The following is a 14,477-nucleotide window of genomic DNA, read 5'->3' as shown; positions in this document are numbered from 1 at the left end:
GCCGCACAACCGAAAGCTCGTCAGGAGTCACCGCAACATCGAACTACCCGGACGACTCCGATGACCCCACGACACGCCCACCTAACAAAGCACTACTAGGACGCGCAGAGTGGCCTGGCGCTGGTCCTGGTTGAGGTATTGATGGATGGCGAGGCCGGTGACGCCGTGGACGAGCATTCGCGGGTAGGCGGGCCTACCGGCCAGTTCGCGTGGGGCCAGCGCGCTGGCGAGCGCGGTGGCGTCGGTGGGCAGCGGTTCGGTGAGGTACGGCTTCAGGTCGCCCGCGAGGTATGGGGTGGTCGTCTTTTGGGCTGTGGCGAATTGGCCGTGCTCGGCCTGGGTCGGGCGGTGGGCGAGGCCAGGCACGTCGGGGAGCCGGCGGGTCACCTCGCGGCCGGAGTCGTCGGCGTCGCGGCGCCAGCGCTGGAGGTCGGTGCGGGTGATCTTGTTGGTGGCGCGGGTCCACGACTGGGTGTGCAGGTAGGTGTAGGGCAGTCCGGTGGCGGCGTCGGCGGGTGTGCTGCCGACGTTCCCGGCGAGGGCCATCAGGCGTTGGTGCGGGGTGAGGCCGGGATCGGTGGCGGCCGTTGGAGGCGTCGTGGTGCTTTGCTGCCGTGGTGCTACGGACGCAGGTTGCGGGTGGTCTTGGCCGGCGGGGGTGCTTGATTGGCAGGCAGTGAGCAGGACTCCGAGAGCGCTCGCAGTCAGCAGGTGGGCGAAGGCAGTGCGTCGGGGCATGGGCATCGTGGTACTGATTCCTCGCTGGATCGGTAGGTGGTCAGAGGCTGTCGCTGGCCGGCTTCGGCATTCAGACGGCCCGGCTTTGGTGTCGTCGGTGGCAGTTGGGACGTAAGCGCGCGTACGCCGCTCGTTGTGTTTCCGTTGGCTGTAGGCGCTAGGTGGCATTGCGGAGCAGGTTGGTCAGTTCCTGTTGGCCGCGATTGGTGAGCATGGCCGTCAGGGAGCGCTGGTGTGGCACCTGCCGCAGGTGTCCGTCGGCGAGCAGCACGTTGAAGGTGTCGCGGACGGTGCCCTCTGAAGTGCCCTCTGGAGGGGTGTCCACCATGGCGGCCAGCTCACGCACCGTCCATGTCCGCGTGGGATCCTCGAGCAGCGTCGTGTAGATGCGGCGCCGCTTGCCCGCCATCGACCGACCGTCCGAGCGCAATTTCTCACCGCCTGGTCAGATTGGCCTGCCGCGCAGGACAGCGTCACGGTCACTGGGCGATGTGTCGGTCGCGATAGGCGTCTCCTCAATCGGCTGGTCGGAGACGTCGGCGGGTAAGCCGATGGTGGCCGCGGCGAGCCACCCGGCGTTATGCCGACCGGCGTGCGTGGTCGCCGGCTTCCGGGAAGTCAGCATCAGGTGGTCATACGGGCGTGGAGGGTGACGTTGCTGTCGACGCGTAGCAGGACCCCCGGGTCCTGCATGAGTCGGTCGAATTGGTCGAGTTCGGCGTTGGTGAACCCGTTGGCGCCGGGGAGCTGATCCCGCAGGTGCCGGGCGGCGTGGCGGTAGAGGGCGCATCCGGGACCGCCGCCGCGGATGGTCTCGGTGTGAGTGGTGGCGCACACCTGGTCCATGCCCAGGGCGACGAGTAGCCCGATGGTGGCGTCGGTCGAGGGAGAGGCCGCCGGAGACGGAGTGAGGGCGTGGATCGCCCGGATAACCAAGTCGATGACGGTGGTGCCACCCGGGACAGCGCTGTAGACGACCGGCGGGGCGACGATGGTGCCGGCGAGGATGAGCCAGCCTCCGGAGCGGAGCAATGCGGTCATCGGTGCGATCGCGTCGAGTTGGTCTGGCTGACGGTGGGCGAGCACAATGTCAAAGCCGCGTGGATCAGCGGGTAGATCCGTCCCGCTTGAAGCGTTGACGGCGGTGAGGTGTCCGCTCGGGCCGACCAGCCGGGACACGTGCGCGATGTCGGCGGCGCCGGTGAGGTCCAAGACTCGGTGCCCGGTGCTGACGTTGACCCGGTCCAGTTGGTCGGTCAATAGTCGCGTGAGTGTTGTTTGTGCCGCTGTGCGCCACTGCTGTCCGCCGATCGGCGCGTCGGTGTCGTTGTTCTGATCAGCGCGGCTAGTGCTGTGAGTCAAGGTGTTGAGCTCTCCTTGGTGAGTGCCGCCGCGATGTCGTGCGGCGGGTCGTCGATTCGGGCCGGGTGGCCGTGGCGTTGGTCGACGCAGGTGGCACGCATGCGGTTCAGTTCTTGGCGCAGGCGCGGGCCGTCGCGGTGGCCTGGGTGCGCGGCGCGGTGCTCGGCGGCGGCCCGGGCGAGGAGTTGGCGCGCTTGGGCGCAGTGCCCGTCTTGATAAAGGACGAGCGCGAGAGTCGCTTGGGCGGCGAGGGTGGGCAATGCCCGGGGGCCGTCGGCGGAGGTGTGGTGGCGGATGAGATCGCGGTAGCAGTTGGCCGCTTCGGGGAGGTTGCCAGTACGGCGGTACGCGGCGGCGAGGACCTTAAGCGCGGCAGTCGCCTCCGGTGACGTGGCACCGCGCAGACGACGCAGGGATCGGTGCGCCCACCCGGCCCATGGCAACGCGGCGTTGGGGTCGCCGTCGGCGAGAGCGAGTTCTGCGAGTAACGCGGCAGAGTTGGCAGTGGCGACGTCCAGGGCGGAGCTGTCATCGGTGGGGTCGGTGTGCAGCAGGCCGGTGTGCAGAACCTCGATGGCGCGTGCACGATCACCGTGATTGGCGCGAGCACGGGCATAGTTGAGCCGTTGAGCCGGGGACATCCGCGGTCCGACGAGCTGCCGCGGGTCGGACCGCCACGTGAAGTGCAGATCCTTGGGCGAGGCACCGACTGCGACCCGGTGAATGCCACCGGGGGCGTACGCGGCAGCGGCATCGATCTTGTCCTTGGGCACGAGGTGCGGGGCGCGGTGCAGCACCGCCCGGGCGACCGCGTCGCGCAGCGACTGCGCCGGCACGGGTGCTCGGCCGCAGGCCGGCATGCACAGGTAGACCGGCGGGCACTTGGGAAGCTGCACCAGGATCATCGGGTGGTCGCAGTCATGGCAGGTCACCAGTCCCGGCGGGACTGGTGCGGCTGGCACCGCGCGGGCTCGCGCCACCCACTCCTCGATCGTGGCCTGTGACAACCCGCGCTCGCGGGCCACCTCGGTGATCGCATGGTGCAGGTCGTGCTCGGCGGCACGCTTGAGCGTCGCGGCGACCGCGTCGGCAACGAACGCCGGCGTCCATGGGGTAGCCGGTGAGGTCCGCGACGGCATGGCCTGTTCCTTCCCTGATCAGGTGGTTCTCGCGGTTGACAAGCCACTCGGTGCTGGCCATGAGGGCGTTGCCTGGGTGCAGACGGCGCGGTGGTTTTCACCGGCGGGCGTCTGAGCGATGTTCGTGACGCGGGCGCGAATGGGATCGCCTTTGCGCAGGTAGCGGGCGGCGATCGTCGTGGCAGCGGCGAGGCAGCGGTGGGCGACGTCGTGCCACCCGCAGTCGCGGTAGAGGCACGCGAGTTGTGTGAGCGTTTTCAGGCTGACCGGCGCTTCGGGTCCGTGCCGTTCTGCGGCAGTGGTGTAGACGTCTGCGAGGTCTCGGATTGCCTTCTCACAGCGGCCGACGCGGTGGTGCGCCTCGGCCATGCCGGCGCGGGCGTACAGGGTCCGCTCGTGGCTAGCGCCGAGTTCGGCGGTGGCGAGGTCGACCAGGCCGCGGTAGGCGGTGACGGCCTGGTCGGCGTGTCCGGTCAGCGCGGCCAGGGGTGCCAGCATCGCCGTCGCGTCGAGGCGCTCCGCGGGATGATTGCTGCGGTGAGCGAGCGTGTGGGCGTAGACCGCCCACTGGTAGGCGTCATGGAGATCACCGAGCGTCTGTCGTTCGGCGGCGTGGTCGATTGCCCTGCGAGCGGACGTCTGGGAGAGCCCTCGCGCTGGTTGCGGTGCCCGGGGCATCGTGAGGTGCACGGTTCTTCCCTTGCGTTAGTCGACGGGCTGGCGGGGACTGTGGGGCTAGGCGCGAGCCGCCGCCAGGTGCCCACTCACGTCGGTGTGCCTGCAGTGGCGGCCGGGCGCTGAGGTTTCGTTCTGGCGCGGGCGCGCTAGTGGGCGGGGGCCTGGGCGATGGTGGAGGTGAACTGGTAGGAGCGCAGCACCACCATCGGGTCGGCCATCAGCTCGGCGAAGCGGTCCAGGTCCTCTTCCGTCGCGCCGTCGACCAGCAGCTGGTCGGCCAGTTGGTGGACGTTGTCGGCGTAGAGCTGGCAGCCGGGGCCGCCGCCGGTCCAGGTGCGGGCGGTGGTGCGGGCGTGCACGTGGTTCATCCCGGCGTGCAGCAGCAGGGAGGCTGCCCTGTCGCCCCAGTGCAGGTCGACGCCCTGGCTGGCGAGGACGTCGAGAACGCGGTGCACAACGGTGGCGAGTAGTTCCGCGTCTTCGGGGGAGGGAGCGCGGTGCACCCACATGCGGGAGTAGACGATGTCGCCGAGGACGAGCCATCCGCCCGGCTTCAGTAGGGACATCATCTCGTCGAGCAAATCGGTTCGGTTGGCAAGCGGCGCCAGCGCGCAGCGCGCATTGATCAGGTCGAACGGCGCGGCTTCGGCGGGTAGTTGCAGCCCGTGGCGCAGGTCGCGTTCGTAGACGTGGACGATCGCGGTGGGGTCGAGCAGTTTCGCGTTGCTGTCCACAGCGACGACACGACCCGACGATCCGACCAGGCCGGCGAGGTGACGCGTGAGCGAACCGGCTCTGGCCCCGACATCGAGGACGCGCTGCCCATCCTTGATCCCGATGCGGGTGAACTCGCGTGTCGTGATCGGGTCGAACACGTTCGGCAGGTCTCGGGGCGGCGTGCTGCTGGAGATCTGGTGGCGCTGGTGGGTGGACGTCATCGGTTCCTCCTGGGTTTAGCCATGGTTCGCGAGAACGCTGGTGCCGCTGTGGGTCCAGCGCAGCTCGACGGATTCAGGGCTCTGGACGAGGGCCTGCTCGACAAGCCGGATCAGGTGTTGGCGTAGGTCGGCTCGGGTGGACTCCTGCCATCGCTGGTAGGTGATGAGTGGCCGGGTGGCCGCGGTGCGCCGGTCGTAGGCGGCGGCGAAGCCGACGACGAGTGCTTCGAGGTGCTGCGCGTCGTACAGGGCCCCAGGGCAGAAGCAGACATAGAACCGGCGACGGGGAGCGGCGGCGTAGGGCTGGAGGAGACCTCGGCAGGTGGTGCAGCTGGCCAGTTCGGTGAGCAGCCAGAGGCTGGTGTCGTCGTCGTTCACGATGTCACCGCCTCTTGCCTGCTTGAAGGTGGGTGGGGTGGTCGGCGACGCCGTTCGGGTCGGCGACGCCAACCACCCACCGCCGCCCGCGATGGATGCTCGGACGGCGGCCCTGCACCTGGTGGGGCCGGACCCGCCAGGTGCAGGGCGTACGCGAGGCGCGGAGGTCGCCTCGCCGGGCTGCGGAGGGTGGCGGTGGTGGTCATCGTGGGGATCCCGTGGGTACGGCGAGCACGTCTTGTAGCCGGGTGGGATCGGCACGCAGGTCTGCTGTGGGGGCGTGCAGGGCGATGGTGCCCCGGTCGAGGACGGCGACGTCGTGCGCGATGTCGAGGGCGAGGGCGAGGTTCTGCTCGGCGAGCAGGACAGCGCTGCCGGTCGCGGCGAGGCCGGTGATGATCGCGGCGAGCTGGCCGACGATCGCGGGGGCGAGGCCCTCGGAGGGTTCGTCGAGTAGCAGCACCTGCGGCCCGGCGAGCAGGGCGCGGGCCAAGGCGAGCATTTGCTGTTCGCCGCCGGAGAGTTGGTGGGGCCGGTGGTGGCGGCGCTCGCCCAGCGCGGGAAAGAGGTCGAGGATCTGCCGTGCGGTGATGGTGCGGGGGCGGCCGGGGTGCGGTCGGGGCAGCGCGAGGTGCTCGGCGACGGTGAGGCCGGCGAATAGGCGGCGTCCTTGCGGAACGAGGCCGATGCCGGCGCGGCAGCGGCGGCGGGCAGAAAGGCCTGTCATCAGTCGGTCGTTGAGGGCGATTTCAGTACCCGACAGCGCGGGGTGTAGGCCAGCGATGGTGTTGATCAGAGTGGTTTTGCCGGCCCCGTTGCGGCCGACCACGGCGCTCACCCTCCCGGCTCGCACATTGAGCGTGACGCCGGTGAGCACAGGCGCGCCGTGATGCCCGGCTCGCAGGTTGCGCACCCGCAGGACGGGCGGCGCAGCTGCGGGCGGGTCGGTGGCCCCCGGCGTTGTGGGCACGTGTTTGGTGGGGTCTGCCTCGGCGAGGTACACGCGGCGCACGTCGGGGTGGGTGCGCACGTCGCTGGGGGTGCCGGTGGTGAGGTGTTGGCCGTGGTGCAGGACGGTGACGGTGTCGGCGACCGCGGTGACGAAGTCGAGGTTGTGGTCGACCAGCAGCACGGCGATGTCGGTGGGGAGTGCGCGGATCAGCTCGGCGAGGCGGGTGACCTCGGTGGTGGCGAGGCCGGCGGAGGGTTCGTCGAGCAGGAGCAGTCGGGGCTGGGCGGCCAGGGCGACGGCGACTTCGAGGCGGCGTTGGTCGCCGTACGAGAGTTGGCTGGTGGGCCACTGGGCGTGCTCGGCCAGCCCAACCTGGTCCAACGCGTCCAGGGCCGCCGCCGACGCGCGAGGCCGCAGGCGCAGCGCGGCCACGTGCTGCCCAGGCACGGCGAGTAGCACGTTCTGCGCGACCGTCAGTGGGCGGGCGAGAGCGGGATGCTGCCAGGTGCGGGCGATGCCGGCGCGGGCGCGGCGGTGGGCCGGCCAGCGGTGGATGTCGTGTCCGGCGTAGTGGATGCGCCCCGACGTCGGGCGCAGGGTGCCGGCGATCAGGTGTAGCAGGGTGCTCTTGCCGGCGCCGTTGGGTCCGATGAGCGCGTGCCGGGCCCCCGGGTGCAGGTCGAGGCTGACCTCGTCGACGGCTCGGCGGGCGCCGTAGGCGCGGCTGACGGTGTCCAGTCGCAGCAGCGGTGCGCTCATGTCCGCCCCCGATCGCGTAGGCGGAGGAGCCCGGCCAGCCGGTGTCGGGGCAGGTAGGCCAGGGCGAGGAAGCTCAGGCCGAGCAGGGTGCTGCCGTGGCCGCTGAGCAGCCCACCGGCCCAGTCCCGGACGGCCACGAGGAGGATCGCGGCGGCGCAGGCGCCGATCATGCTGCCGGATCCGATCAGCGCGGCGGCGAGGGCGATCGCGGATATGCCCATGGCGGCGTCGGCGGGCGAGACGTAGCGGGTCACCGCCACGAGCAGCGCGCCGGCCGCGCCTGCGATCGCACCAGCTGCGGTGTAGGCGGCGAGCAGGAGTCCGCTGGTGTGGTGGCCGGTGGCTTGCACGCGAGGCTCGTGGGCGGCGATGCCGCGCAGGAGCAGAGCGAAGCGAGTGCGAGTGAGGACGGTGACGGCGGCGCCGATGATCAGGGTGCACGCGAGGACGTATAGGTACACCCAGCCGGGCCGGACCATCGGTGCCAGGCCGGGCAGCGCGATCACCGGTGGGGTGTGGGTGCCTTCGCTGCCACCCGGCGCCCACTGACCAGCGGCAGCGTGCACGAGCTCACCGACACCGAAGGTGACCATGAGGAAGGTGGTGCCCCGGACCCGCACCGCGAGCAGGCCGGTCACCGCGGCGGCGACGGCCCCGACGGCGCTCGCCGCGAGCAACTGAACCGGACCGAGACTGGTCAGCGTGGCGAGGGTAGCGGCGGTGTACGCGCCGACGACGAGGTACGCGGCCTGCCCGAGGGGTGGTTGCCCGGCCAGCCCTACTAGCAGCTGCGCGCTCATCGCGAGCACGGCCATGACCAGGGCGGTGGCGGCGAGCGAGACGAGGTAGGCGTTGACCATCCATGGCAGCGTCACTGCCGCCGCGATGACGATCCCCGAAGCGACAGGTACCAGGCGAGCCGCCCGGTTGGCGGGTGGCCGTTGCGCCGTTGCGTTGGTGGGTGCGGGTGTGAGGGTGGTGGTCACTCGGGCCGTCCCGCAAGCGAGGGGCGGTGCCGGATGGTGAGAGCGATCAGCATCGCGGCGGCGAGGACAAACGCGGCGGCGCCGGGGACGAGAGCGACGCCGAGCGTGAGGATTTGGCCGACGCCGAGGGCGGCGAGTAGGGCGCCGCGGATGCTGCCGAGGCCGCCGACGACGCAGACGATCAGTGAGTAGACCAGGATGGTGGTGTCCACGCCGGGGGCCGGGCCGATGACCGGGGCGCCGAGCACGCCGGCGGTGACCGCGAGGATTCCCCCACCGACGAGCACGGCGGCCCGGGTCGTGCGGGTGCGTAGTCCGGTGGCGGCGGCCATGTCGGGGTCGGCGACCACGGCCCGCACGATCGCTCCGGTGCGGGAGCGCTCGACGAGCCAGATCAGCAGCACGACGATCAGGGCGGCGACCGCGACGAACCCCAGCCGGTAGACCGGGTACTGGTAGCCGCCGAGGCTGACCGACCCGGCGAGCGCGCGGGGTGGGTCGACTGAGCGCGGTTCGGCGCCGAACACGGTGCTGAACTGGTCGGCGGCGATGTACGCCACCCCGAGGGTGGCGAGCACCTGGTCCAGCGGCCGTTCCGTGAGGGGACGCACAGCGGCGGCGAGGCCCGCTCCCCCGACGGCGCCGATCAGGACCGCCGCGGCGAGGGCCAGGCCGAGGCCGGCCCACCCGCCGTCGCCGAGGTGCCAGGCGAGGTACGCGCCCGCGAGGTAGAGGGTGCCGTGGGCCATCGAGAACACCCCTGCCACGCCGAAGATCAGCGTGAGTCCGGCTGCGATGACGAACAGCAGCAGTCCGTACGCGACCCCGTCCAGCGCGGTAATCGTGTAGGGGTTGACCAGCCCGCTCAGGCCCACGGCACTCCTCCTTCCGAACGCAGGTCAGGCGGAGGCGAGCCGCCGGCCGATGGTGGTGTGCATCAAGTAGCCCGACAGCATCAGCTGCGGGTCCATCAGCACCTCCCGCAGCTCGGCCAGGTCATGGCGGCTCATGCCGGCAGCGACCAGGTCGGCTTCGCGCTGGATCGAGTTGGAGTGGTGCAGTCGGCAGATGCCAGTGCCGCCGCGCCACGAGCGGGACTCGATGCGGCTGTCGACGTCGACCAGGCCGAGGCGCAGCATCACCTCCGGCGCCCGCTGCGCCCAGCCCATGTCCGCCCCGCGGGACTCGCCGAAGGCGAGCAGGGCGTCCTGGAACCGCTCGATCAGCTCGGTGGCCCGAGGGCTGGGGCTGCGGCGGATCATGTCCCGCCAGGTGCAGTCCCAGTCCGCCACCACCATCGCGCCGCCCGGGGCGAGAGCGCGCACCAGGTCGGCGAGGACCTGCTCCCGCTCCGGCAGGTGCATCAGCACCAGGCGGGCGACGATCGCCTGCTGCGACCCCGCGGGCAGTTCGATGTCGCGGATGTCGCCGGCCTTGAGGGTGACGTTGGGACCCTCGGGGATGTAGCGGGGGTCGAGGTCCACGGCGGTGACGTGCCCGTCTGGGGCGACCTGGTCGGCCAGCCAGGTGGTCAGCGTGCCCGCCCCGGCGCCGATGTCCGTGACCTTCCAGCCCGGCCCGACCCCAAGCTCGGACAGGGTCCGGCGGGTGCCAGCGTCGAGGATCTCAGCGAGGTGACGCAGCTGGTTGGCGGCCTCGTCGGTGGCGTTGTCGAACATGTACCCGGCATGCTGCGTAGCGGTCGTGGTCATGATTTGTCCTTCCTGATTTCAGGAGCCGAGGGTGGTGAGCGTCTGCACGGTGCGGTTGACCCACACCTGCCCGTCCTGGGCCACTTCCCGCAGGTAGTACGCCTGCACAGGGGTGTGGTTCGTCGGCCCGAACTGCCAGGCGCCCCGAGGCGAATCGATCGACCCCACACGCGGCAGTGCCGCCGTGAGCGTCTGCGAGGTCAGCCCGCTGGCCGCCGCACTCGCGGCGGCGGACGACGCGGCCGGGCTGCTGCTCGCAGGGTTGCTGGGTACCGGTGCGGTCGCAGTGGGTGTGGCTGCGGGGGGGTCGGGCTGGGCGAGTGCTTCGGCGATGGCCCTGTCCAGTACCAGGGCCGCGTCCCAGGCGCAGACGTGGTAGACGTTCGGCAGCTTCCCCTCGTTGGCCGAGGTGAACCGGCGCACGAAGTCTCTGTTGGCCGCGTTGTCCAGCGTCGACGAATAGTTCAGGGCGGTGTAGATGCCCTTGGCCTGCTCCTTCAACGCCGCCAGTGGCGCGCCTTCGGTGAGGAAGCCCGAGGCGTACAGCGGCGTGGTGATGCCGTACTGGCGGTACTGCTTGACGAACTCGATCGCGGACGCGCCGGCGTAGAAGGTGTAGACGGCCGCCGGCTTGGCCTCCTTGATCTTCGTCAGGTACGGGGAGAACTCGGTCGTCGGCGCCGGTGCCCACGGCGTCCACGTCGGCTCTCCACCCGGGTTCGCCAACTGCCCACCCGCCTTGCGGAAGGCGGTGACGAAGCCACCGATCTGATCACGGCCGCCGATGTAGTCCGGGCCGATAACCCACACCCGGCCGTTGCCGACCGTCGTGCGCAGGTAGCCGGCGATCGACGCGCCGGTCTCCTGGCTCAGCCACGACGTCGACCACAGGTAGGTGGGATTGGCGATCGTGGAGGGCCGCCCGCCCATGCCGATCAGCGGCACCTTGGACTCGTTCAGCAGCGGGTACAAGGTCTGCACGGTGTCGGCGGTCCCCCCGCCGACGAGGGCGAGGACTTTGTCCTGCTCGATGAGCTTGCGCGCCGACGCGAGGGCGGTGGCCTTGCCGTCGCCCTCGTCGGCCTCGATCACCTTCACGGGTCGACCGCCGAGCTTGCCGTCCAGCTTCTCGAGGGCAAGCCGCCACCCGGCAGCCTGGTCGTCACCGATCGCCTTGTAGGGCCCACTCTTCGGCACGATCAAGCCGATTCGGATCTCGTTGGCGGTGGTGTCCGAGTCGCTGAGACTCGATCCGGCGCAGCCGGCGACAGCGAGCAGGGTGGTGGCAGCGATGGCGGCGGTCGCCGTTAGCCAGCGATGGTGCCGGCGGCCGGTTGGTTGAGGAGTCACGAGAGTCGACGTCCTTCCGTTCTGAGGGGATGGTGCGAGGGCCGTGCGTGGTGCTGGGGTGGTACGACGGGGCTGGCCAGGCGGTGCAGAACGGCCAGGACGGAGGCGGGTTCCGTGGCGTCGCAGGTCAGGACCGGCACCTGCGCGCTGACCTGTAGGGCATCGCGGATCTCGCGGCGGTTGTGGGTGCCGCCGAGCGGCCGGTTGATCGCGACCAGGTACGGCAGGTCACGGGCGTCGAGGTAGTCCATCGCCGGATAGGACACCGGCAGTCGGGTGGTGTCGACCAGCACGACAGCGCCGGTGGCTCCGAGAGCGAGGTGGTCCCACATCCACCACCAGCGCCGCAGCTCCGGCGTCACGTGCAGAACGACGGTGACGCCGGTGGACAGGGTGGCGTAGCCGACCTCTCCGACCACGCCCGGCTGGCCGGGCAGCGTCGCGCGGCCACGCTGAGCAGCCCGCAGGAAGCAGGACTTGCCCACACCCGCGCCGCCGGTCACCAGCACCTTGACCGTCGGGGCGGCACGTCCGATCACGCCCGAGTCCGCGCTCATGCTCATCGCCGCCCGCACGCCGGCTCAGCCGGCCGTTCGCGGCCCTGGCCTGACCGCGTCGCCGATGCGCGTCGCCATGGTGGCCAGCTCGTAGGCGACCTGCGACGGGTCGCAGTCGTTGCGAGCGAGCGCCGCCAGAGACGACCCGTCGGGCACCTGCTGCACGACGAGGATCCCGTCTCGCATCGTCAGCATCTGGAAGTGCACGCCGCCGGTCTGCAGCAGGTCGGTGGCCCCGCGCGCCAGACTGACCAGGCCGGACACGATCGCCGCGAGTTGGTCACCGCGGTCGGTGTCTAGAGCATCGGTGCTGGCCAGCAGCAGGCCGTCGCCGGATACCGCGACGACGTGAGCCACTGCGGGTATCTGGTTGGCCAGATTGTTCAGAACGGTGGACAGCTGCGCATTGCGAGCAGTAGTGGCGAGGCTCATCGGCGTTCTCCTGTCGAGAGGGAAGGGGTAGACGGCGCGGCTCGAAGGCCGCGCATCGTGCCGGCGACCTGCGCCCGGATCGCCGCCGGGTCGATCTGCACCTGAGGCTCCGAGGGGGTCCGCTGTGCCGGGAGGCCACCGGGGACGACGTGCGCCTGGGGACGACGTTTAGGCAGACCGGAGGGAGTGCGTCCATCGGTTGCTGGTTCGGCGGCGGACGCCGCGGCTTGCCAGCCCGCGTCGGCATCGGTGCTGAAGCCAGGCTCGTCGCTGCGGGGCGGCCACAGCCATGGCGACTGGGCGGCCATCTCCTGAAACACCGGTGGATCGGGTGGTCGCGGCGCGCCGACCGGCAATGACATCGGGCCCCGCTGGCGGGGCGCGGGCGGCAGCTCCATCGTCACGTCCGTTTGCGGGGGTGCCGGTGGCGCCGGCACCAACGGGGTCTGCCGGGTCGGACCGGTCCAGCCAGTCCCCGTCCACGGCTTCGCGACCGGATGAGCGGCCGGCGCGGGAGCCGGCCGCGTCGGGCGTTGGATCTGGCTCGGTACGACGATCTCGCGCACGTGCACCCGGGTGACGTATTCGGCCGGCACTATGGCCTCGGCGGTGACGCCGGTCGGCTGGGTAGCACCTAGGCGTACCCGCACCCCGAACTCAGCCGCCAGCCGGGAAATCACGACCATGCCCATCTGGTCAGTGACCGCAACCTCCATCTCCGGGCTCGCCAACACTGCGTTGGCACGGGCGAGTTGCTCCACACCCATCCCGAGACCGGAATCGGTAACAAGGATTTGCACGTCATGTCGCAACCACCCCGCGAACACCCGCACCTGCGCGGCAGAGAACCGGGTCGCGTTGTCTAGCAGCTCCGCGAGGATCGACTTCACGGCGTCAACCGCGCGGGCGTCGACCTCGACCTCGACCAGTTGCTCCATCGTGATTCGGACGAAGCCCTCGATCTCCGACAACGCGGCGTTGACCAAGTCCGCGAGCACCACCGGATGCGGCTGTGACTGGCCTGGGCCACCACCGGCAACGATCAGGAGATTCACCCCAAAGCGGCGCAGCCGGGTCGCCTGCTGGTCAGCGGCGAACACCATCTCCAACCGATCCGGGTCTTCCTCATCACGCTCGAGACGATCGATGCTGCCGAGCAGTTGATCGGTCAGCGCCTGTACTCGCCGGCCGACAGAGGTGATCATGGCGCTGACCAAGGCGCGTCCCCGTGCCTGCCCCACCGCCGCGTCTACCGCCGCGGCCAACACCAGATTGAACGCGTTCGCGACCTGCCCGACCTCGTCCCGGCCGACAACCGGCACCGCCACTCCATCGGTGCCCTTGGCCAGCCGCTGGGCCGCCGCCGGATCCGATGTCGCTCGGAGCCGCGCTACCAAGGCTGGCAGTTCCACGTCCGCGACTCGGCGTGCCCCCTGCTCTAGCGACGACAACTGCGCAACCAGCGAACGGGCCACGCGCACCGCCGTCACCGCGGCGACCAGCAGCATCAGCAGCAAGACCGCAGCTTGCACCGCCGCCGCGCGCACCTGGGCCGTCCACAGGTCATCAGCGGCAGCTGCGATGTCAGCGTTTACCGCTGCCTGTACCTGGGCCAACAGGTCTGCCCGAGTGGTCATCACCCGGCTCCATTGCTCGGCGCCGCCCGGAAGCCGTACCGGCTCATACACGCCGGTGCCGGAGACCAGCCCGTCCAGGCGCACCGCGGCGAGGACGTCCGCGCCGGTCAACGTCCGCCCTAACCGCGCTTTCCATGACGGGCGCGCCAAGGCGTCGAACTCGCGCAGCGCCTCGTCCTGGCCGGACCGGGCGGCCACAATCTCCGCGTGCAGCGCCGGGGTCAACCGGCGCGCCGCCACTGCCTGCAACACCGCCACCTGCTGCTGACCCACCGCCTCACGGGCCCGCGACACCGCCGCCGACGCCCGCATCTCATCCGCCAACTGCGGTTCGACACCGCTCTGCGCCACCGCCGACAGCAGATCACCGAGATCAGCGAGAACGACCCGGTACCCGAATGCCACAGCGGACAGCGCCACCGGGCCGTCTCCGCGCACCCGCTGCCGCTGCGCCTGCACATCCGCCAACCCGGCGTCAGCGCGGGCCAGGACGGCGCGCACACCCCCCGGCGGGTCTTCGAGTTCTCCTCGCAGCAACCGAAATCGGGAGATCGCCTCATCGGCGCGCTGCACGGCCCGCTCGAAATCCGCTGGCGTCACCTTCGACCCCGGCAGCAGCAGACCCACTGCGGTAATCCGCTCCGCCTGCAGTCGCTGAGTCACCTCGGTCGCCGACGCACCGACGGAGAACAAGTCCCCGGCCCCCTCGGCGGTCCGGGCTTCCCCCACGGAGGACCACAGTCCGAAACCCGCCGACACCATCGCGACGAGCACAGTCGGCAGCACGATCAGCGCGGCCTTCCACCGCACCGACATATCCGCCAACCGGCGGCCCACTCTGACCCGTGAGACCCGCATC

General features: G+C 70.6%; 15 protein-coding genes. All 15 read right to left on the bottom strand.

The window, feature by feature from the left end:
• Nucleotides 1–81 precede the first annotated feature (81 nt).
• Nucleotides 82–546, bottom strand: a complete 465-nt coding sequence (locus JM949_RS04940) for a hypothetical protein (RefSeq protein WP_203147246.1) — start codon at nt 544–546, stop codon at nt 82–84.
• 349 nt (nt 547–895) lie between these two features.
• A complete protein-coding gene (locus JM949_RS04935) occupies nt 896–1,147 on the bottom strand; it encodes a hypothetical protein (RefSeq protein WP_203147245.1) in 252 nt (83 codons plus the stop codon).
• 215 nt (nt 1,148–1,362) lie between these two features.
• A complete protein-coding gene (locus JM949_RS04930; protein ID WP_203147244.1) occupies nt 1,363–2,100 on the bottom strand; it encodes a methyltransferase domain-containing protein in 738 nt (245 codons plus the stop codon).
• On the bottom strand, nt 2,097–3,239 hold the full coding sequence (locus JM949_RS04925; RefSeq protein WP_203147243.1) for a tetratricopeptide repeat protein: 1,143 nt from the start codon (nt 3,237–3,239) through the stop codon (nt 2,097–2,099). The genes JM949_RS04930 and JM949_RS04925 overlap by 4 nt, the downstream gene beginning before the upstream one ends.
• Before the next feature lie 18 nt (nt 3,240–3,257).
• Nucleotides 3,258–3,929, bottom strand: coding sequence for a hypothetical protein (locus JM949_RS04920; protein WP_203147242.1), 672 nt, complete (start codon nt 3,927–3,929; stop codon nt 3,258–3,260).
• A gap of 134 nt (nt 3,930–4,063) precedes the next feature.
• The gene (locus tag JM949_RS04915; protein WP_203147241.1) at nt 4,064–4,855 is read right to left on the bottom strand and encodes a methyltransferase domain-containing protein; all 792 of its coding nucleotides are present in this window, start codon (nt 4,853–4,855) and stop codon (nt 4,064–4,066) included.
• 15 nt (nt 4,856–4,870) lie between these two features.
• Complete coding sequence (locus JM949_RS04910; protein ID WP_203147240.1) at nt 4,871–5,233, bottom strand: hypothetical protein; 363 nt, start codon at nt 5,231–5,233, stop codon at nt 4,871–4,873.
• A gap of 202 nt (nt 5,234–5,435) precedes the next feature.
• The gene (locus tag JM949_RS04905; RefSeq protein WP_203147239.1) at nt 5,436–6,944 is read right to left on the bottom strand and encodes an ATP-binding cassette domain-containing protein; all 1,509 of its coding nucleotides are present in this window, start codon (nt 6,942–6,944) and stop codon (nt 5,436–5,438) included.
• Complete coding sequence (locus JM949_RS04900) at nt 6,941–7,804, bottom strand: branched-chain amino acid ABC transporter permease (protein WP_238432596.1); 864 nt, start codon at nt 7,802–7,804, stop codon at nt 6,941–6,943. Before JM949_RS04900 ends, JM949_RS04905 begins: the two co-directional genes overlap by 4 nt.
• A 122-nt stretch (nt 7,805–7,926) precedes the next feature.
• Nucleotides 7,927–8,805 carry a branched-chain amino acid ABC transporter permease gene (locus tag JM949_RS04895; protein ID WP_203147237.1) on the bottom strand — a complete coding sequence of 293 codons (879 nt, stop codon included), beginning with the start codon at nt 8,803–8,805 and terminating at the stop codon, nt 7,927–7,929.
• Between the two features lie 24 nt (nt 8,806–8,829).
• Nucleotides 8,830–9,642 (bottom strand): class I SAM-dependent methyltransferase, encoded by an 813-nt coding sequence (locus JM949_RS04890; protein WP_203147236.1) that lies wholly within the window; start codon nt 9,640–9,642, stop codon nt 8,830–8,832.
• Nucleotides 9,643–9,660: 18 nt separating this feature from the next.
• Nucleotides 9,661–10,992 (bottom strand): ABC transporter substrate-binding protein, encoded by a 1,332-nt coding sequence (locus JM949_RS04885; RefSeq protein WP_203147235.1) that lies wholly within the window; start codon nt 10,990–10,992, stop codon nt 9,661–9,663.
• Entirely contained in the window at nt 10,989–11,549 is a 561-nt protein-coding gene (locus JM949_RS04880) for a hypothetical protein (RefSeq protein ID WP_203147234.1), read from the bottom strand. The genes JM949_RS04885 and JM949_RS04880 overlap by 4 nt, the downstream gene beginning before the upstream one ends.
• Nucleotides 11,550–11,573: 24 nt before the next feature.
• Complete coding sequence (locus tag JM949_RS04875) at nt 11,574–11,981, bottom strand: roadblock/LC7 domain-containing protein (protein ID WP_203147233.1); 408 nt, start codon at nt 11,979–11,981, stop codon at nt 11,574–11,576.
• A complete protein-coding gene (locus JM949_RS04870) occupies nt 11,978–14,434 on the bottom strand; it encodes a nitrate- and nitrite sensing domain-containing protein (protein WP_203147255.1) in 2,457 nt (818 codons plus the stop codon). The genes JM949_RS04875 and JM949_RS04870 overlap by 4 nt, the downstream gene beginning before the upstream one ends.
• Nucleotides 14,435–14,477: the final 43 nt, after the last annotated feature.

This window comes from Micromonospora tarensis (genome assembly GCF_016803395.1).
GTDB lineage: Bacteria > Actinomycetota > Actinomycetes > Mycobacteriales > Micromonosporaceae > Micromonospora > Micromonospora tarensis.
The sequence above is the reverse complement of the archived record's forward strand: the minus strand, read 5'-3'. Positions and strand labels throughout refer to the sequence as shown.